This window comes from Enterobacter sp. SENG-6 (genome assembly GCF_001605945.1).
Lineage (GTDB): Bacteria > Pseudomonadota > Gammaproteobacteria > Enterobacterales > Enterobacteriaceae > Enterobacter > Enterobacter cloacae.
Genome location: NZ_LOMM01000011.1, coordinates 50,275 through 69,482, shown reverse-complemented (window position 1 = coordinate 69,482; position 19,208 = coordinate 50,275). Strand labels below are relative to the sequence as shown.

The following is a 19,208-nucleotide window of genomic DNA, read 5'->3' as shown; positions in this document are numbered from 1 at the left end:
CTTTCGTGACACTAAAATTGCAGCTTAGCGACATCGACATTACATTGTATTACCCAAAAAATAATCAATTAGCCAGCGAAGCACCTGGCGTCATGAGGATATGCTGTTGTCAGAGTTAATGTCCCTTGCCCTTTTTCTGGCCTCCATCGGCGTTTACGCCTGGAAAGCTGGCCGTAACACCTGGTGGTTTATCGCCACGCTGGTGGTGCTCGGCATTTTTATTGTTTTAAACATTACGCTCTACGCCAGCGATTACTTTACCGGAGACGGGATAAACGATGCGGTGCTCTACACCCTGACCAATAGCCTGACGGGTGCGGGCGTGGGTAAATATATCCTCCCCGGTCTGGGCCTGGTGCTGGCGCTGGTGACCATTTTTGGCGCGCTCGCCTGGGTGCTGCGCCGCCGCCGTCATCTTCCGCACCACCATGGCTACAGCCTGCTGGCGCTTTTCCTTGCGCTGGCCTCCGTGGATGCCAGCCCGGCATTTCATCAGATCACCGAGCTGGTGAAATCCCAGTCGCGCGACGGTGACCCGGATTTCGTGGCGTACTATAAAGAGCCATCGAAAACGATAGCCAACCCGAAGCTTAATCTGGTGTACATCTACGGCGAGAGTCTGGAGAGGACCTATTTCGATAACGACGCCTTCCCGAACCTGACGCCGGATCTGGGCGCGCTGAAAAACGAAGGCCTCGACTTCAGTCACACCATGCAGCTGCCCGGCACCGACTACACCATTGCCGGAATGGTCGCCTCCCAGTGCGGCATTCCTCTGTTTGCCCCCTTTGAAGGCAACGCCTCAGCTTCAATGTCGAGCTTCTTCCCGCAGAATATCTGCCTGGGCGACATCCTGAAAAACTCCGGTTACGAGAACTATTTTGTCCAGGGGGCCAACCTGCGCTTTGCCGGGAAAGATGTGTTCCTGAAATCACACGGGTTTGATCATTTGTACGGCTCAGAAGAGTTAAAAACGACCGTCACCGACCCCACTTACCGCAACGACTGGGGCTTCTACGACGATACCGTACTGGAGGAGACCTGGAAAAAATTCGAAGAACTGTCCCGCGCCGGGAAACGCTTCTCCCTCTTTGCCCTGACGGTAGATACTCACCATCCTGACGGTTTTGTCTCGCGCACCTGCAAGCGCAAACGCTACGACATTGACGGCAAAGATAATAAATCCTTCAGCGCCGTCACCTGTAGCCAGGAGCATATCGCCGCCCTTGTTCAGAAAATTAAAGCCTCACCCTGGTTCAAAAACACGGTGATCGTGGTCTCTTCAGACCATCTGGCGATGAAAAACAGCGCGTGGGATCAGCTGAACAAACAGGATCGCAGCAACCTGTTCTTCGTTCTGCGCGGCGACAAACCGCAGCAGGAGGTGATCGCCACCAAGCGTAATTCGATGGATAACGGCGCCACGGTGCTGGATATTCTTGGCGGTGACAACTTTATTGGCCTGGGCCGCAGCACGCTGTCGGGACAATCGCTGTCCGAAGTGTTCCTCAACATGAAGGAAAAAATTCTCGCCTGGAAGCCGGATATCATACGTCTGTGGAACTTCCCGAAAGAGATGAAAGACTTCACCATCGATCAGGATAAAAAAACGATCGCCTTCTCAGGCAGCCACTTCCGGCTGCCGCTGCTGCTGCGCGTGTCGGATAACCGCGTTGAGCCGCTGCCCGAAAGCGAATACTCGGCGCCGCTGCGCTTCCAGCTGGCGGAGTTTGCCCCGCGTGATAACTTTGTCTGGGTCGATAAGTGCTACAAAATGGGCCAGCTCTGGTCGCCGCCGCTGGCGCTGTCGACGGACTGGTGCGTCTCTCAGGGGCAGCTTGGCGGGGAGCAAACCGTGCAGCACGTGGACAAGCCAGTATGGAAGGGCAAAACCGCCTTCAGGGATACGGTTATCGATACCGCCCGCTATCAGCGCAACATTGATATGCTGAAAATCGTCGACAACGATATTCGTTATAAAGCGGACAGCTTTATCTTCAACGTCGCCGGTGCGCCGGAAGAGGTTAAACAGTTCAGCGGTATCTCTCGTCCGGAGTCCTGGGGTCGCTGGTCCAACGCACAGCTGGGCAATGAAGTAAAAATTGAGTATGCCCACCCCTTGCCGCAGAAATTCGATCTGGTGATCACCGCCAAAGCGTATGGCGCTAATGCTAACCGCCCTGTTCCGGTACGGGTGGGCGACAGCGAGCAGACGCTGACCCTTGGCAACGAAGTCAGCACCACCACGCTGCATTTCGATAATCCTTCACGGAGTAATACCCTGGTGATTGTGCCGCCAGAGCCGCAATCCACCAATGAAGGCAATATTCTCGGCCACTCACCACGCGAGCTCGGGATTGGCATGGTCGAAATTAAAATCGTGGGTAACGCAGGCTAATGCGTGTCGGCCTTAACATCACCGTTCGCCCAACACGCCCCGGTGACGTCACCGCCCTGCCCGCCATAGAACGCGCGGCGGGCGAGCGTTTCCGGGATTACCCGGAACTCGCCTGGCTTGCAGAGGGCGAGGTCATTTCCGCTGAACAGCATCTCGGCTACGCCGAACGCGGACTGAGCTGGCTGGCGCTGGCCAACGACCAGCCGGTCGGTTTTATCCTCGCAGAATTGCACGTTTCGTCGCTGTTCATCGTGGAGCTTTCGGTGCATCTGGACTGGCAGGGAAAAGGGATCGGCCGACGGCTCATCGCCTGTGTCGCTGACCAGGCCCGCAAAAGGGGGCTGGCATCGCTGACGCTGACAACCTTCCGGGACGTGCCGTGGAATGCGCCGTTCTATGCGCGGCTGGGGTTTGAAATGATAACGACGCTGACGCCTGAACTGCGTGAAAAACGCGAAGAAGAGACGGCGCACGGTTTAGCGTATGACGCTCGCTGTGCCATGCGCCTGCCTCTGTAATATCGCCCGACGGCGCACCGTCATTGCGTAGGCCGGGTAAGGCGTAGCCGCCACCCGGCACCACATACGGCGTTAGAAGGTTTCCCAGTTATCGCCCGCATCCGCGGTCGCCGGTTTACGCATCACCACCGGTGCAGCAACGCTTTTGGCTGCGGCAAACTCACGTGCTTTCATCTGCTCCTGCTGAATACGGAACACCGCGACGGCCTGCGTCAGGCGGCTCGCCTGCTCTTCCAGCGCCGCAGCGGCAGCAGCTGACTCTTCCACCAGCGAGGCGTTCTGCTGAGTCACGCGATCCATCTCCGCCACCGCCAGACCAACCTGATCGATACCGCGGCTCTGCTCATCAGAGGCAGAGGCGATTTCGCCCATGATATCGGTCACGCGGGTCACCGCATTAACGATTTCACCCATCGTTTCACCGGCGCTTTCCACCAGCGTTGAGCCCACTTCCACACGACCGACGGAGTCTTCAATCAGGCTCTTGATCTCACGGGCAGCCTGGGCACTGCGCTGGGCCAGGTTACGTACTTCACCTGCCACGACGGCGAATCCGCGCCCCTGCTCACCCGCACGTGCAGCTTCAACCGCCGCGTTCAGTGCCAGAATGTTGGTCTGGAAGGCAATACCGTCAATCACGCTGATAATATCGGCGATTTTCTGCGAACTGCCCGCGATGTCGCGCATGGTTTGCACCACGTTATCCACCACTTTCCCGCCCTTCTGTGCGGTTTCAGACGCGCTCAGCGCCAGGTTGCTCGCCTGGCGGGCATTCTCGGCGTTCTGCTTCACGGTCGCCGTCAGCTGCTCCATGCTGGCTGCGGTCTCTTCCAGGGAAGCGGCCTGCTGTTCAGTACGGGAAGAGAGATCGTTATTGCCCATCGCGATTTCGCTCGCGCCGCTGTAGATGGCGTTTGCGCCGTTACGCACGTCACCAACGGTACGTACCAGTTCGCTCTGCATATGACGCAGCGAGTCGGCCAGTTCACCCATCTCGTTAGCGCCTTCCACTTCAATGCGCTTCACCAGATCGCCGCTGGCGATATGGCGGATGTTGTCGATGAGACGGGTCAGCGGAGAGATCAGCGCCTGCTTGATACCCAGCCACACGCCCACGATGACCACCAGCACAACCATTAGCACGCTGATCAGCACCCAGATCGCCTGGCTGTAAGAGCTGTTACTGTTTTCCACCGCCATCTGATACAGCTTGTCGTTCTGCAGCAGATAGTTCACATACTGCTTCTCAAAACCATCCTGATAGCTCTGGGTAGGCTGATCGAAGAAAGCGTTAATTTTGCCTGCCCCCAGCAGCTGAATCAGCTCCGCCAGCGCGCCGTGATAAATATCGTAGTTACGCTTAATTTCCATCGCTTCAGCGTCGCTCTGACGCGGATCGCGCGGCAGGGCTTCGTAGGCGGCCCAGTTTTTTTCCGCCTGTTTCAGTGACACAGAGGCAATTTGCATCAGATCGTTCACGGTCGCGCCGCTGCCGATATTGTTCTGATCCATCATGTAGCGGATGCCCGCGCGGTTCAGGGTGTTACGGGTTTGCAGCAACGCCACCCAGCTGGCGTTCAGCGTGGATTGTTGCTGGCGAATGGTTTGCAGGACGGTGAAATTCTCTTTGTCATGCTTCAGGGCATTGAAGAAAAGACCACCGGAGGTCAGTTGTAAAAGGCCAAATATCGCTAAAACCAGCATTAAGCTGGTGACAATCTTGATACGGTTTAACATGTTTTCTCTTCCTTCAGACAGATACAGAATTTTCGGCCTGGAAAGGGAAAACTTTACGAAAATCATCCTTTAATTTGTGGTTTTTACTCTTCGTCACGCGCTGCGTTATGGCGGTTTCCCAGCGCGATAAACTCCTCAAGCAGCGCCGTCAGCTGTTTCATCTTCTCCGGCGTATATTCCGCCTCTATTTGCTGGTACGCCTCTTCCACCTGCGCCTGAGCGTGCTCGTACAGCGCGTTGCCCTCTTTGGTCAGCGACACGTACAGTTTGCGCTGGTCATTGACCGGTTTTAAGCGCAGCACCAGACCGTCGCGCTCCATGCGCGTCAGAATGCCCGTCAGGCTCGGGCGCAATATGCAGGTCCGAAACGCCAGATCGTGAAAATCCATCGAGGGATGTTCAGCGAGCACTCGCACAATGCGCCACTGCTGCTCGGTCAGGTTATGCCGCTTCACAATTGGTCGGAAGTAGGACATCGCCGCTTCCCGCGCCTGCAACAGGGCGATAGTTAAAGAATCATGCATAGCCACTCCCGCTTATTGTTAACAAGTAAACAATTCAAAATCGCTGTTTTAATCAACTGCTTTTTGACCATCGAAAAGTCTAACAGAAACAACAGCACTTTATTAACACGATGATAAATATATCATTTCAAACGAAAATGTAAATTTATTGTTATTCATATCACAAATATTTCACTTCTGATTGCGAAATAATCAGCAAAAGCATAAAACCAGATCATTAACATATTAACAAAATCAACGCCGGCGTTCCGGCCTGAGGAGTATGTCAATGAAAGGTACCGTTTTTGCCGTGGCGCTGAACCACCAAAGCCAGCGCGACGCCTGGGCTGAGGCGTTTGAAAAAGCCCCCTACAACACCCCGCCAAAAACCGCGGTGTGGTTTATCAAGCCACACAACACGGTGATCCGCGCAGGTGAACCCATCCCGTTCCCGCAGGGTGAGACGGTGCTGAGCGGCGCAACCGTCGCGCTGGTGGTGGGCAAAACGGCCAGCAAAGTTCGCGTGGAGGACGCAGCGACCTACATCGCCGGGTACGCACTGGCCAACGAGGTAAGCCTGCCGGAAGAGAGCTTTTATCGCCCGGCAATCAAAGCCAAATGCCGGGACGGGTTTTGTCCGCTGGGTGAGCTGGTCGCCGTCGACAACGTGGATAACCTGACTATCATCACCGAAATCAACGGCCGCGAAGCGGACCACTGGAACACCGCCGGGCTACAGCGCAACGCCGCCGAACTGCTGAGCGCCCTGAGCGAGTTCGCGACCCTGAATCCGGGCGATGCGATCTTGCTCGGCACGCCGCAAAGCCGCGTCGAGATCCGCCCGGGCGATCGGGTACGCATTCTGGCGGAAGGGTTCCCGGCACTGGAAAACCCGGTGGTGGATGAACGCGACGTGGCGATGGCTCAGGGCGCGCACCCTCACCCCACGCTGTTCGCCCTCGGCCTGAACTACGCCGATCACGCCAGCGAGCTGGCATTCACGCCACCGACCGAGCCGCTGGTATTTATCAAAGCGCCCAATACCTTCAACGGCGACAACCAGACCTCGGTACGCCCGGACAACGTTGAGTACATGCACTACGAGGCGGAGCTGGTGGTGGTCATCGGCAAAACCGCGCGTAAGGTCAGTGAAGCCGAGGCGATGGATTTTGTTGCGGGCTACACGGTCTGTAACGACTACGCCATTCGCGACTATCTCGAAAATTACTACCGCCCGAATCTGCGGGTCAAAAGCCGCGACGGGTTAACCCCCATCAGCCCCAACATCGTGCCAAAAGCAGCCATTCCCGATCCGCATAACTTAACCCTGCGCACCTTCGTCAACGGTGAATTACGTCAGGAAGGGACCACGGCGGATCTGATCTTCAGCATCCCATACCTGATTGCATACCTGAGCGAATTCATGACTCTGCAGCCGGGCGACATGATCGCCACCGGCACGCCAAAAGGACTGTCCGACGTGGTACCGGGGGATGAAGTGGTGGTGGAAGTGGAAGGCGTGGGTCGCCTGGTAAACCGGATTGTGAGTGAGGAGACGGCAAAATGAAAAAGATTAACCACTGGATCAACGGCAAAAACGTGGCGGGAAGCGACTACTTCCACACCACCAACCCGGCCTCCGGCGAGGTGCTGGCAGAAGTCGCCGCCGGCGGGGAAGCGGAAATCCATCAGGCCGTGGCGGCAGCAAAAGAGGCTTTCCCAAAGTGGGCCAACCTGCCGATGAAAGAGCGTGCGCGTCTGATGCGTCGCCTGGGCGATCTGATTGACCAGAACGTGCCGGACATTGCCGCGATGGAAACCGCCGACACCGGCCTGCCCATCCACCAGACCAAAAACGTGCTTATCCCGCGCGCCTCGCACAACTTTGAGTTCTTCGCCGAAGTGTGCCAGCAGATGAACGGCAAAACCTACCCGGTTGACGACAAGATGCTGAACTACACCCTGGTGCAGCCGGTGGGCGTCTGCGCGCTGGTGTCGCCGTGGAACGTGCCGTTTATGACCGCCACCTGGAAGGTCGCCCCATGCCTGGCGTTGGGGAATACCGCCGTGCTGAAGATGTCTGAACTCTCGCCGCTGACCGCCGACCGTCTGGGCGAACTGGCGCTGGAGGCGGGTATTCCGGCGGGCGTGCTGAACGTGGTGCAGGGCTATGGCGCCACGGCAGGCGATGCGCTGGTGCGCCATCACGACGTGCGGGCCGTCTCCTTCACCGGCGGCACCGCCACCGGGCGCAATATCATGAAAAACGCCGGGCTGAAGAAATACTCCATGGAGCTGGGCGGCAAATCCCCGGTGCTGATTTTTGAAGATGCCGACATTGAGCGCGCGCTGGACGCCGCCCTGTTCACCATCTTCTCTATCAACGGCGAGCGCTGCACCGCGGGCTCGCGCATTTTCATCCAGCAGAGCATCTACCCGGAATTCGTCAAACGCTTCGCCGAGCGCGCCAACCGCCTGCGCGTGGGCGATCCGACCGATCCGAACACCCAGATTGGCGCACTGATTAGCCAACAGCACTGGGAGAAAGTCTCCGGCTATATCCGCCTGGGCATTGAGGAGGGCGCGACCCTGCTGGCGGGCGGCCCGGACAAACCGGCCGACCTGCCCGCGCACCTGAAAGGCGGTAACTTCCTGCGCCCGACGGTACTGGCGGATGTCGACAACCGCATGCGCGTGGCGCAGGAGGAGATCTTCGGCCCGGTAGCATGCCTGCTGCCGTTCAAGGATGAAGCGGAAGGGCTACGCCTGGCCAACGACGTGGAGTACGGCCTGGCGTCGTACATCTGGACCCAGGACGTCAGCAAAGTGCTGCGTCTGGCGCGCAATATCGAAGCAGGCATGGTGTTCGTGAATACCCAGAACGTGCGCGATCTGCGCCAGCCGTTTGGCGGCGTGAAGGCCTCCGGCACCGGGCGCGAAGGCGGCGAGTACAGCTTTGAGGTGTTCGCGGAGATGAAGAACGTCTGCATCTCCATGGGCGACCATCCGATTCCAAAATGGGGGATCTAAAATGGGAAAGTTAGCGTTAGCGGCAAAAATCACGCACGTACCGTCAATGTATCTCTCTGAGCTGCCGGGTAAAAACCACGGCTGCCGTCAGGGGGCCATTGACGGGCACAAAGAGATCGGCAAGCGCTGCCGCGAGCTGGGCGTCGATACCATCATCGTCTTCGACACCCACTGGCTGGTGAACAGCGCCTATCACATCAACTGTGCGGACCATTTTTCAGGCATCTACACCAGTAACGAGCTGCCGCACTTTATCCGCGACATGACCTACGACTACGACGGCAACCCGGAGCTCGGGCAACTGATCGCCGACGAGGCGGTCAAGCTTGGCGTGCGCGCCAAAGCGCACAACATCCCGAGCCTGAAGCTGGAGTACGGCACGCTGGTGCCGATGCGCTACATGAACGCGGATAAGCACTTCAAGGTGGTCTCCATCTCGGCGTTCTGCACGGTTCACGACTTCGCCGACAGCCGCAGGCTGGGCGAGGCCATCGTCAGCGCCATCGAAAAGTATGACGGCACCGTGGCGGTGCTCGCCAGCGGCTCACTGTCGCACCGCTTTATCGACGACCAGCGTGCGGAAGAAGGGATGAACAGCTACACCCGCGAGTTCGACCGCCAGATGGACGAACGGGTGGTGAAGCTATGGCGCGAAGGCCAGTTCAAAGAGTTCTGCAGCATGCTGCCGGAGTACGCCGATTACTGCTACGGCGAGGGCAACATGCACGACACGGTGATGCTGCTGGGCATGCTCGGCTGGGACAAATACGACGGCAAGGTTGAATTCCTCACCGAGCTGTTCGCCAGCTCCGGTACCGGCCAGGTTAACGCCGTTTTCCCGCTGCCCGCGTAAGGAGCCACTATGCCGCATTTTATCGCTGAATGTACCGACAACATCCGCGAGCAGGCCGACCTGCCGGGGCTGTTCGCCAAAGTGAACGAGGCGCTGGCCGCCACCGGTATTTTCCCCATCGGCGGTATCCGCAGCCGCGCCCACTGGCTGGATACCTGGCAGATGGCGGACGGCAAGCAGGAGTACGCCTTTGTGCATATGACGCTGAAGATTGGCTCCGGGCGCAGCCTGGAAAGCCGCGAGGCCGTGGGGGAGATGCTGTTTGCGCTGATCAAAGCGCATTTTGCCAACCTCATGGCCGCCCGCTATCTGGCGCTGTCGTTTGAGCTCGACGAACTGCACCCGACGCTCAATTACAAACAAAACAACGTGCACGCGTTGTTTACGTAATACCGTCCCCTCTCCCAAAGGGAGAGGGAGACAACAAACATAAAACAGGATATCGCCATGCTCGACAAACACACCCATACCCTGATCGCCCACCGCCTGCATCAGGCGGAGCAGTCCCGGGAGCAGATCCGCGCGATCTCGCTGGAGTACCCGGAGATCACGATTGAAGACGCCTACGCCGTACAGCGCGAATGGGTGAACCTGAAAATCGCCGAAGGCCGCGTGCTGAAAGGCCACAAGATCGGCCTCACCTCAAAAGCAATGCAGGCCAGCTCGCAGATCAGCGAGCCGGACTACGGTGCGCTGCTGGACGATATGTTCTTCCATGACGGCAGCGACATCCCCGTCGATCGCTTTATCGTCCCGCGCATTGAGGTGGAGCTGGCCTTCGTGCTGGCAAAACCGCTGCGCGGACCGAACTGCACGATCTTCGACGTCTACAACGCCACGGATTACGTCATCCCCGCGCTGGAGCTGATCGACGCCCGCTGCCACAACATTGACCCGGAAACCCAGCGCCCGCGCAAGGTGTTCGACACCATCTCCGATAACGCCGCCAACGCGGGCGTGATCCTCGGCGGCCGTCCGATTAAGCCCGACGAGCTGGATCTGCGCTGGATCTCCGCCCTGCTCTATCGCAACGGCGTGATCGAAGAGACCGGCGTCGCCGCGGGCGTGCTCAACCACCCGGCTAACGGCGTGGCGTGGCTGGCTAACAAGCTTGCGCCGTACGACGTGCAGCTTGAGCCGGGGCAGATCATCCTCGGCGGTTCGTTTACCCGTCCGGTCGCGGCCAGCAAAGGCGATACCTTCCACGTGGACTACGGCAACATGGGCTCCATCAGCTGCCGCTTTGTCTAGGAGATAACATGCAAAACGCATTCAAAACGGCGCTGAAAGCCGGAAAGCCGCAGATTGGTTTATGGCTGGGGCTGACCAGCAGCTACAGCGCCGAACTGCTGGCGGGGGCTGGTTTCGACTGGCTGCTGATCGACGCCGAACATGCGCCGAACACCGTGCAGACCGTCTTAACCCAGCTGCAGGCCATCGCCCCTTATCCGAGCCAGCCGGTGGTACGCCCGTCGTGGAACGATCCGGTGCAGATCAAACAGCTGCTGGATGTGGGCGCGCAAACCCTGCTGGTACCGATGGTACAAAACGCCGAAGAAGCCCGTCTGGCGGTCCGTTCCACGCGCTATCCGCCTGCGGGTATTCGCGGCGTGGGCAGCGCCCTGGCGCGGGCCTCGCGCTGGAACCGCATCCCGGACTACCTGCACCAGGCCAACGACGCCATGTGCGTGCTGGTGCAAATCGAAACTCGCGAGGCGCTAAAAAACCTGCCTCAGATCCTGGATGTGGACGGCGTCGACGGGGTGTTTATCGGCCCGGCGGATCTGAGCGCCGACATGGGCTTTGCCGGTAATCCTCAGCACCCGGAAGTGCAGGCGGCCATTGAACAGGCGATCGTGCAGATCCTGAGCGCCGGCAAAGCGCCCGGCATCCTGATGGCCAACGAGCAGCTGGCAAAACGCTATCTCGAACTCGGCGCGTTGTTTGTCGCCGTAGGCGTCGACACCACCCTGCTCGCCCGCAGCGCCGAAGCGCTGGCGGCACGTTTTATCGATCACCCGGTTACGTCAGTTAATAACAATAAATCCGTCTACTAAACGTAAGATCTGGAGCGCACCATGACGACCTCTACCCTGCAAGATAATAAAGCTGTTGAACATCGCGTTATAAATAAGCTGTTCCGTCGTTTGATCGTGTTTCTCTTCATCCTGTTTGTCTTCTCGTTTCTCGATCGCATCAACATTGGCTTTGCCGGGCTGACGATGGGCAAAGATCTGGGCCTCACCTCCACGATGTTTGGCCTGGCCGCGACGCTCTTTTACGTCACCTACGTGCTGTGCGGGATCCCGAGCAACATCATGCTGGCGAAGATCGGCGCCCGGCGCTGGATCGCCGGGATCATGGTGGTGTGGGGGATCGCGTCCACCTGCACCATGTTCGCCACCAGCCCGGAAACGCTCTATGTGCTGCGCATGCTGGTGGGCATTGCCGAGGCTGGCTTCCTGCCGGGGATTTTGGTCTATCTCACCTGGTGGTTCCCGGCCTATCACCGCGCCCGCGCCAACGCGCTGTTTATGATTGCCATGCCGGTAACCATGATGCTCGGCTCTATTCTTTCCGGCTACATCCTGGCGATGGACGGGCTGTGGAATCTGAAAGGCTGGCAGTGGCTGTTCCTGCTGGAAGGGTTGCCGTCGGTGGTGCTCGGCGTGGTGACCTGGTTCTACCTTAACGACACCCCGGATCAGGCCAGCTGGCTGGATGATGAAGAAAAGCAAACGCTGAAAACCATGATCGCCCGTGAGCAAGAGCTGGCGGTGGCGCATGCCGCCACGCCGCGTTCAACGCTGCGTGAAGTCCTGACTCCGGCGGTACTGCTCTATACGCTGGCCTATTTCTGCCTGACGAACACGCTGAGTGCGATCAACATCTGGACGCCGCAGATCCTGCAAAGCTTCAACACCGGCAGCAGCAACATTGTGATCGGCCTGCTGGCGGCGATCCCGCAGTTTTGCACCATCCTCGGCATGATCTGGTGGAGCCGTCGCTCCGACAGGCTGAAAGAGCGAAAAAAGCACACCATCCTGCCGTATCTCTTCGCGGCGGCGGGATGGATGCTGGCCTCGGCCACCGATCACAGCCTGATCCAGCTGCTTGGCATCATCATGGCCTCAACCGGATCGTTTACCGCCATGGCGATATTCTGGACCACGCCGGATCAGGTTATTAGCCTGCAGTCCCGTGCGGTGGCGCTGGCGGTGATCAACGCTATCGGCAACGTCGGATCCGCCGTCAGCCCGCTGCTGATCGGCATTCTGCGTGATGCTACCGGCAGCTTCAGCTCCGGGCTGTGGTTCGTCGCCGGGCTGCTGGTGGTGGGCGCGCTGGTGCTGACGCGGATCCCAATGACCCGCCAGGAAAGCCTCGGGCGCGATCCGGGGATGGCGGCACAGAAGATCCACTGAGGAGGAGCTATGTGCCAGAGCCCCGTCGCCAATATCGATATCAGCAAAGAGTACGACGAAAGTCTGGGCACCGACGATGTGCACTATCAGTCGTTCGCCCGCATGGCGGCCTTTTTTGGCCGCGACATGCAGGCGCATCGTCACGACCAGTATTTTCAGATGCACTTTCTTGATACCGGGCAGATAGAACTCCAGCTCGACGATCATCGCTACTCGGTGCAGGCTCCGCTGTTCGTCATTACCCCGCCGTCGGTGCCGCACGCGTTTATCACCGAATCCGACAGCGATGGCCACGTTCTGACGGTACGCGAGGATCTCATCTGGCCGCTGCTGGAGGCGCTCTACCCCGGCACGCGAGAAGCGTTTGGCCTACCGGGGATCTGCCTGTCGCTGGCCGATAAGCCCGACGAGCTGGCGGCGCTCAGGCACTACTGGCAGCTGATTGCCAGGGAATCCACCGGGCAACTTCCTGGGCGCGAGCATACCCTGGTGCTGCTCGCGCAGGCGGTCTTTACCCTGCTGCTGCGTAACGCCAGGCTCGACGACCACGCTTCAGGCGGCATGCGCGGTGAGTTAAAACTGTTCCAGCGCTTTACCCAGTTGATTGACACCCACTATCACCAGCACTGGACGGTGCCGGACTACGCCTGTGAACTCCACCTGACCGAATCCCGCCTGACCGATATCTGCCGCCGCTTTGCCAACCGTCCGCCGAAGCGGCTGATCTTCGACCGCCAGCTGCGCGAAGCCAGACGGCTGTTGCTCTTTTCCGACAGTACGGTCAGCGAGATTGCGTGGCAGTTGGGCTTTAAGGATCCGGCCTATTTTGCCCGCTTTTTCAATCGCCTGACGGGCTGCTCGCCCAGCGCGTATCGGGCGCAGAAAGTACCGGTTTCCCCTGTTGCCCTCACCTCTGCCCTCTCCCAACGGGAGAGGGAGTAACCGTCCCCTCTCCCGTTGGGAGAGGGTTAGGGTGAGGGAAATCACACTCTGCGATCTCTCGCGAAAAGTACCTGCCGTTGTCCCAATCGTCCCTTCACGTTCCGCCCCTCTCACGCTTCAATTAAACAACAAAAACAAAACATAAATTTAACAAACCAATTCCGATACGAGGTCCCTATGAAGCCTGAAGAGTTCCGCGCTGATACCAAACGCCCGTTAACCGGCGAAGAGTATTTAAAAAGCCTGCAGGATGGCCGCGAGATTTATATCTACGGCGAGCGCGTTAAAGACGTCACCACCCATCCGGCGTTTCGCAATGCGGCGGCCTCCATCGCGCAGATGTACGACGCGCTGCACAAACCGGACATGCAGGACACGCTGTGCTGGGGCACCGACACCGGCAGCGGCGGTTACACCCATAAGTTCTTCCGCGTGGCGAAAAGCGCCGACGACCTGCGTCAGCAACGAGACGCCATCGCCGAGTGGTCTCGCCTGAGCTACGGCTGGATGGGCCGCACGCCGGACTACAAAGCCGCGTTCGGCTGCGCGCTCGGCGCAAACCCGGCCTTCTACGGCCAGTTCGAGCAAAATGCCCGTAACTGGTATACCCGCATTCAGGAAACCGGCCTGTACTTTAACCACGCTATCGTCAACCCGCCTATCGACCGCCACAAACCGGCGGACGAGGTGAAAGACGTCTATATCAAGCTGGAAAAAGAGACCGACGCCGGGATCATCGTCAGCGGCGCCAAAGTGGTTGCCACCAACTCCGCGCTGACCCACTACAACATGATCGGCTTTGGCTCCGCGCAAGTGATGGGCGAAAACCCGGACTTTGCGCTGATGTTCGTCGCGCCAATGGATGCCGAAGGGGTGAAGCTGATCTCCCGCGCCTCCTACGAGATGGTGGCTGGCGCTACCGGCTCGCCGTACGACTACCCGCTCTCCAGCCGTTTTGATGAGAACGACGCGATCCTGGTGATGGATAATGTGCTGATCCCATGGGAAAACGTGCTGATATACCGCGATTTCGACCGCTGCCGTCGCTGGACTATGGAAGGCGGTTTTGCCCGCATGTACCCGCTGCAGGCCTGCGTGCGTCTGGCGGTGAAGCTCGACTTCATCACCGCCCTGCTGAAAAAATCGCTGGAGTGTACCGGCACCCTGGAGTTCCGCGGCGTGCAGGCAGATCTCGGCGAAGTGGTCGCCTGGCGCAATATGTTCTGGGCGCTGAGCGACTCCATGTGTTCCGAAGCCACGCCGTGGGTGAATGGCGCGTACCTGCCGGATCACGCGGCGCTGCAAACCTATCGCGTGATGGCGCCAATGGCCTACGCGAAGATTAAAAACATCATCGAACGCAACGTCACCAGCGGGCTGATCTACCTGCCATCCAGCGCACGGGATCTGAACAACCCGCAGATCGATCAGTATCTGGCGAAGTACGTGCGCGGCTCCAACGGCATGGATCACGTCGAACGCATCAAGATTTTGAAGCTGATGTGGGATGCCATCGGCAGCGAATTTGGCGGCCGTCACGAGCTGTATGAGATCAACTACTCCGGCAGCCAGGACGAAATTCGCCTGCAGTGTCTGCGCCAGGCGCAAAGCTCCGGCAACATGGACAAAATGATGGCGATGGTCGACCGCTGCATGTCTGAGTACGACCAACACGGCTGGACGGTGCCACACCTGCACAACAACAGCGATATCAACATGCTGGACAAGCTGCTGAAATAACGCAGCGGGAGGTTTCAATGCATTCAGATGAACAACGCCTGCGTTTTCGCGACGCCATGGCCAGCCTGTCGGCCGCGGTGAATGTCATCACCACGGCGGGCGATGCCGGACGCTGCGGGATCACCGCCACTGCCGTCTGCTCGGTAACGGATTCCCCGCCGTCGGTCATGGTCTGTATCAACGCCAACAGCGCCATGAACCCGGTGTTTCAGGGCAACGGCAAACTGTGCGTGAATGTGCTCAACCACGAGCAGGAGATCATGGCTCGCCACTTCGCCGGTATGACCGGGATGGCCATGGAGGAGCGCTTTACCCTCTCCTGCTGGCAGAAAGGTCCTCTGGCGCAACCGGTGCTGAAAGGGGCGCTGGCAAGCCTGGAAGGCGAGATAAGTCAGGTGCAAACCATCGGCACGCATCTGGTTTATCTTGTTGAAATTAAAAATATCATCCTCAGTGAAGAGGGCCACGGCCTGATCTATTTCAAACGCCGTTTCCACCCGGTAATGATGGAGCCGGAAGCAGCCGTGTGATCCCCTCTCGCGCTGGCCCTCCTGAGGCCAGCGCGTCTTTCTGCAAAAATTCCTAAGGTTTCCGCTAAATCACGCCGTTATATAGCCATAAGAGAAATTTTCTGTGCCTGAATACTGACACGCTGTGTCAGTGCTACCCGCATCATTCAGCGCATACCCTAATATACAGGAAGACTTTATGGCTAAAACGACGCGGAGCCGCTCGGCTGAACGTCTGGTCGATATTCTCCTTGAGCTACATTTAAACGGTGTGATAAACCGCAGTGCGCTGATGGAGAAATTTAATATTACCGAGCGTACCGTCTACCGGGATTTAAATGCGCTCTCCCCGATTGTGGAACATACCGGAAACGGGCTATATCGGCTGATCCATTCCGCGCAATCGCCCGGCGGACAAGGATTACACCATACCCTTGCTAACTTCCTGAATGCTGATAGCTTTTTCCCCGAAAGAAACGCGGAGTTTTGGGAGAAACTCGAAAACCGCGTTGACGAAAATCATATTCTTATTCTCGCCAACGAGGCGGAGCACACGGCGGAACGTGATATTCGTCGCCATTTATCCAACATTGAAAAATCGATTAAAAACTGTAATGTTTGCCAGATCGTTTATAAAGGCAAAACCCGGCTGATTAACCCCTATAAACTCATTAACAAAAAAAATATATGGTATTTACAAGCTACCGAAAATAGCCGGTTAAAATCCTTCTCATTGAGTCAGATTCGCTGGCTTGATATTCAGAAACGCACCTTTACGCCGGACGAAAATGTGATCGGGCTGTTGGAAAAAAACCTCGATCCGTGGGTATCGGAAGATACTTTCGAGGTGAAAATATTTATTAAGGATAATATTTCACACTACTTCCTGCGCCGCGATCTCCTCCCGGCACAAGAGCTGCTGGAGGAGCAACACGACGGCGTGACGCTGCGCTGTCAGGCAGCACATGAAAACCAGATCCTGCCGCTGCTGTTCTACTGGTTACCCAACATTCAGATCCTGGAGCCAGCCTGGCTTAAGGAAAAGCTGGTTAAAACGCTGGAAGGCTACCTGGCGGGGAGCGCAGCCACGGTAACCGGGTGATCTGTATCACATTATTTCTCCCGCTGGCGGCGAGCCTGAACCACTCGCCGCCCCCTTTGACCGCTCACCAGGCACTTTCAACCACTCACCCATTTTCTCCCCTTTACGCGCGCAAGCTTCTGGCACGATCGCTCCAGCATTACTCAATACCTCCTCACAACGAACCCTGACCCTTTTTTCTTTACATAAAAAACCAGGTCTTACTATGGATACTAAAAAACTACTGAAGCACGTGCCCTGGGCCTTACTCGGGATCCTCGGCGCTTTCTGTCTGGCGGTTGTCGCATTACGCCGGGGCGAACACGTAAGCGCCCTGTGGATCGTGGTCGCGTCGGTTTCCGTCTACCTTGTGGCTTATCGCTACTACAGCTTATACATCGCGCAGAAGGTCATGAAACTCGACCCGACGCGTGCCACCCCGGCGGTCATTAACAATGACGGCCTGAACTACGTGCCAACCAACCGCTATGTGCTGTTTGGTCACCACTTTGCCGCCATTGCAGGCGCTGGCCCGCTGGTCGGCCCGGTACTGGCCGCGCAGATGGGCTACCTGCCGGGTACCCTGTGGCTGCTCGCTGGTGTCGTGCTGGCGGGTGCGGTGCAGGACTTTATGGTGCTGTTTATCTCCTCGCGCCGTAACGGTTCGTCGCTGGGTGAGATGATCAAAGAAGAGATGGGCCGCGTGCCGGGTACCATCGCCCTCTTCGGCTGCTTCCTGATTATGATCATCATCCTCGCGGTGCTGGCATTAATCGTGGTGAAAGCGCTGGCTGAAAGTCCGTGGGGCGTCTTTACCGTCTGCTCTACCGTGCCGATTGCGCTGTTCATGGGGATCTACATGCGCTTCCTGCGCCCTGGCCGCGTCGGCGAGGTGTCGGTCATTGGTATCGTGCTGCTGGTTGCCTCAATCTACTTCGGCGGTGTGATTGCGCACGACCCGTACTGGGGTCCGGCGCTGACCTTCAAAGACACCACCATCACCTTTGCCCTGATTGGTTACGCGTTTATCTCTGCCCTTCTGCCGGTATGGCTGATTCTGGCTCCGCGTGACTATCTGGCGACCTTCCTGAAAATCGGCGTCATCGTCGGGCTGGCGATCGGTATTGTGATCATCAACCCTGAACTGAAAATGCCGGCGGTGACCCAGTACATTGACGGTACCGGTCCGCTGTGGAAAGGCGCCCTGTTCCCGTTCCTGTTTATCACCATCGCCTGTGGTGCCGTTTCTGGCTTCCACGCGCTGATCTCCTCCGGCACCACGCCGAAGCTGATGGCCAACGAAACCGACGCGCGTTTCATCGGTTACGGTGCCATGCTGATGGAGTCCTTCGTGGCGATCATGGCGCTGGTGGCTGCGTCTATCATCGAACCGGGTCTTTACTTCGCGATGAACACCCCGCCGGCAGGCCTGGGCATCACCATGCCAAACCTGCATGAGATGGGCGGTGACAACGCGGCGCTGATTATGGCGCAGTTGAAGGACGCCAGCGCCCACGCGGCGGCGACCGTCAGCTCCTGGGGCTTTGTGATTTCGCCTGAGCAGATCATGCAGACCGCGAAAGACATCGGCGAACCGTCCGTGCTGAACCGCGCCGGTGGCGCACCGACGCTAGCGGTAGGTATTGCACACGTGTTCCACAAAGTGCTGCCATGGGCGGACATGGGCTTCTGGTACCACTTCGGTATTCTGTTCGAAGCGCTGTTCATCCTCACCGCGCTGGACGCCGGTACCCGTGCAGGCCGCTTTATGCTGCAGGATCTGTTGGGTAACTTCGTGCCGTTCCTGAAGAAAACCGACTCGCTGGTGGCGGGCGTGCTGGGTACTGCGGGCTGCGTTGGCCTGTGGGGTTACCTGCTGTACCAGGGCGTTGTTGACCCACTCGGCGGCGTGAAGAGCCTGTGGCCGCTGTTCGGTATCTCTAACCAGATGCTGGCAGCCGTTGCCCTGGTGCTCGGCACCGTGGTACTGGTGAAGATGAAACGCACCAAATACATCTGGGTCACCGTGGTGCCTGCGCTGTGGCTGCTGCTCTGCACCACCTGGGCGCTGGGTCTAAAACTGTTCAGCAGCAACCCGCAGCTGGAAGGCTTCTTCTACATGGCTAACCAGTACAAAGCGAAAATTGCCGCCGGTGGCGCGGATCTCACCGCCCAGCAGATTGCCAACATGAACCATATCGTGGTGAACAACTACACCAACGCGGGTCTGAGCATTCTGTTCCTGGTGGTGGTGTACAGCATTATCTTCTACGGCATCAAAACCTGGATGAAAGTGCGTAACGCTGAAGGTCGTACGGACAAAGAGACCCCGTACGTGCCGGTACCGGAAGGCGGCGTGAAGACCTCTTCGCACCATTAATCTACTAATACCCCTCACCCCAGCCCTCTCCCCATAGGGGAGAGGGTGTAAAAGTTCCCTCTCCCCTATGGGGAGAGGGTTAGGGTGAGGGG

16 protein-coding genes are annotated in these 19,208 nt (G+C 58.1%); 14 read left to right on the top strand and 2 right to left on the bottom strand.

All coding sequences use genetic code 11. The features are described from left to right. Positions 1–106: 106 nt before the first annotated feature. Together opgB and AX755_RS06660 are read left to right on the top strand one after the other, a co-directional pair. Positions 107–2,398: a phosphatidylglycerol--membrane-oligosaccharide glycerophosphotransferase gene (gene opgB / locus AX755_RS06665; protein ID WP_062856562.1), complete on the top strand. Its 2,292-nt coding sequence runs from the start codon at positions 107–109 to the stop codon at positions 2,396–2,398. After that, positions 2,398–2,916: a GNAT family N-acetyltransferase gene (locus AX755_RS06660; protein WP_062856512.1), complete on the top strand. Its 519-nt coding sequence runs from the start codon at positions 2,398–2,400 to the stop codon at positions 2,914–2,916. Before opgB ends, AX755_RS06660 begins: the two co-directional genes overlap by 1 nt. A 72-nt stretch (positions 2,917–2,988) precedes the next feature. Here the strand turns inward: AX755_RS06660 and tsr are convergent, their stop codons facing one another. Beyond that, positions 2,989–4,653, bottom strand: a complete 1,665-nt coding sequence (tsr, locus tag AX755_RS06655) for a methyl-accepting chemotaxis protein (protein WP_013095457.1) — start codon at positions 4,651–4,653, stop codon at positions 2,989–2,991. Between the two features lie 83 nt (positions 4,654–4,736). Next, a complete protein-coding gene (gene hpaR / locus AX755_RS06650) occupies positions 4,737–5,177 on the bottom strand; it encodes a homoprotocatechuate degradation operon regulator HpaR (protein ID WP_013095456.1) in 441 nt (146 codons plus the stop codon). 268 nt (positions 5,178–5,445) lie between these two features. On the opposite strand from hpaR, the gene hpaG reads away from it, so the two are divergent. The 12 genes from hpaG (at position 5,446) to AX755_RS06590 (ending at position 19,116) form a co-directional block, all read left to right on the top strand. Next, entirely contained in the window at positions 5,446–6,723 is a 1,278-nt protein-coding gene (gene hpaG / locus AX755_RS06645; RefSeq protein WP_062856511.1) for a 4-hydroxyphenylacetate degradation bifunctional isomerase/decarboxylase, read from the top strand. Continuing rightward, on the top strand, positions 6,720–8,186 hold the full coding sequence (hpaE, locus tag AX755_RS06640; protein WP_013095454.1) for a 5-carboxymethyl-2-hydroxymuconate semialdehyde dehydrogenase: 1,467 nt from the start codon (positions 6,720–6,722) through the stop codon (positions 8,184–8,186). Before hpaG ends, hpaE begins: the two co-directional genes overlap by 4 nt. 1 nt (position 8,187) lies before the next feature. Next, positions 8,188–9,039 (top strand): 3,4-dihydroxyphenylacetate 2,3-dioxygenase, encoded by an 852-nt coding sequence (gene hpaD, locus AX755_RS06635; protein ID WP_013095453.1) that lies wholly within the window; start codon positions 8,188–8,190, stop codon positions 9,037–9,039. Between the two features lie 9 nt (positions 9,040–9,048). Further along, a complete protein-coding gene (locus tag AX755_RS06630) occupies positions 9,049–9,429 on the top strand; it encodes a 5-carboxymethyl-2-hydroxymuconate Delta-isomerase (RefSeq protein WP_062856510.1) in 381 nt (126 codons plus the stop codon). Between the two features lie 57 nt (positions 9,430–9,486). Further along, a complete protein-coding gene (hpaH, locus tag AX755_RS06625; RefSeq protein WP_020688843.1) occupies positions 9,487–10,290 on the top strand; it encodes a 2-oxo-hept-4-ene-1,7-dioate hydratase in 804 nt (267 codons plus the stop codon). 8 nt (positions 10,291–10,298) lie between these two features. Continuing rightward, complete coding sequence (gene hpaI, locus AX755_RS06620) at positions 10,299–11,096, top strand: 4-hydroxy-2-oxoheptanedioate aldolase (RefSeq protein ID WP_062856509.1); 798 nt, start codon at positions 10,299–10,301, stop codon at positions 11,094–11,096. Positions 11,097–11,117: 21 nt separating this feature from the next. After that, positions 11,118–12,464: a 4-hydroxyphenylacetate permease gene (hpaX, locus tag AX755_RS06615; RefSeq protein WP_013095449.1), complete on the top strand. Its 1,347-nt coding sequence runs from the start codon at positions 11,118–11,120 to the stop codon at positions 12,462–12,464. A 9-nt stretch (positions 12,465–12,473) separates the two neighbouring features. Then, positions 12,474–13,406, top strand: coding sequence for a 4-hydroxyphenylacetate catabolism regulatory protein HpaA (gene hpaA / locus AX755_RS06610; protein ID WP_062856508.1), 933 nt, complete (start codon positions 12,474–12,476; stop codon positions 13,404–13,406). A gap of 177 nt (positions 13,407–13,583) precedes the next feature. Then, positions 13,584–15,146 carry a 4-hydroxyphenylacetate 3-monooxygenase, oxygenase component gene (hpaB, locus tag AX755_RS06605; RefSeq protein WP_013095447.1) on the top strand — a complete coding sequence of 521 codons (1,563 nt, stop codon included), beginning with the start codon at positions 13,584–13,586 and terminating at the stop codon, positions 15,144–15,146. A gap of 17 nt (positions 15,147–15,163) precedes the next feature. After that, positions 15,164–15,676, top strand: a complete 513-nt coding sequence (locus tag AX755_RS06600; protein WP_013095446.1) for a 4-hydroxyphenylacetate 3-monooxygenase reductase subunit — start codon at positions 15,164–15,166, stop codon at positions 15,674–15,676. A 178-nt stretch (positions 15,677–15,854) separates the two neighbouring features. Beyond that, the gene (locus tag AX755_RS06595) at positions 15,855–16,757 is read left to right on the top strand and encodes a helix-turn-helix transcriptional regulator (protein ID WP_020688847.1); all 903 of its coding nucleotides are present in this window, start codon (positions 15,855–15,857) and stop codon (positions 16,755–16,757) included. Between the two features lie 205 nt (positions 16,758–16,962). Beyond that, positions 16,963–19,116 carry a carbon starvation CstA family protein gene (locus AX755_RS06590; RefSeq protein ID WP_029882188.1) on the top strand — a complete coding sequence of 718 codons (2,154 nt, stop codon included), beginning with the start codon at positions 16,963–16,965 and terminating at the stop codon, positions 19,114–19,116. Positions 19,117–19,208: the final 92 nt, after the last annotated feature.

Coding starts and splice junctions, on each gene's coding strand:
- AX755_RS06660 (WP_062856512.1), top strand. CDS start 2,398: ATGCGTGTCGGCCTTAACATCACCGTTCGCCCAACACGCCCCGGTGAC.
- tsr (WP_013095457.1), bottom strand. CDS start 4,653: ATGTTAAACCGTATCAAGATTGTCACCAGCTTAATGCTGGTTTTAGCG.
- hpaR (WP_013095456.1), bottom strand. CDS start 5,177: ATGCATGATTCTTTAACTATCGCCCTGTTGCAGGCGCGGGAAGCGGCG.
- hpaG (WP_062856511.1), top strand. CDS start 5,446: ATGAAAGGTACCGTTTTTGCCGTGGCGCTGAACCACCAAAGCCAGCGC.
- hpaE (WP_013095454.1), top strand. CDS start 6,720: ATGAAAAAGATTAACCACTGGATCAACGGCAAAAACGTGGCGGGAAGC.
- hpaD (WP_013095453.1), top strand. CDS start 8,188: ATGGGAAAGTTAGCGTTAGCGGCAAAAATCACGCACGTACCGTCAATG.
- AX755_RS06630 (WP_062856510.1), top strand. CDS start 9,049: ATGCCGCATTTTATCGCTGAATGTACCGACAACATCCGCGAGCAGGCC.
- hpaH (WP_020688843.1), top strand. CDS start 9,487: ATGCTCGACAAACACACCCATACCCTGATCGCCCACCGCCTGCATCAG.
- hpaI (WP_062856509.1), top strand. CDS start 10,299: ATGCAAAACGCATTCAAAACGGCGCTGAAAGCCGGAAAGCCGCAGATT.
- hpaX (WP_013095449.1), top strand. CDS start 11,118: ATGACGACCTCTACCCTGCAAGATAATAAAGCTGTTGAACATCGCGTT.
- hpaA (WP_062856508.1), top strand. CDS start 12,474: ATGTGCCAGAGCCCCGTCGCCAATATCGATATCAGCAAAGAGTACGAC.
- hpaB (WP_013095447.1), top strand. CDS start 13,584: ATGAAGCCTGAAGAGTTCCGCGCTGATACCAAACGCCCGTTAACCGGC.
- AX755_RS06600 (WP_013095446.1), top strand. CDS start 15,164: ATGCATTCAGATGAACAACGCCTGCGTTTTCGCGACGCCATGGCCAGC.
- AX755_RS06595 (WP_020688847.1), top strand. CDS start 15,855: ATGGCTAAAACGACGCGGAGCCGCTCGGCTGAACGTCTGGTCGATATT.
- AX755_RS06590 (WP_029882188.1), top strand. CDS start 16,963: ATGGATACTAAAAAACTACTGAAGCACGTGCCCTGGGCCTTACTCGGG.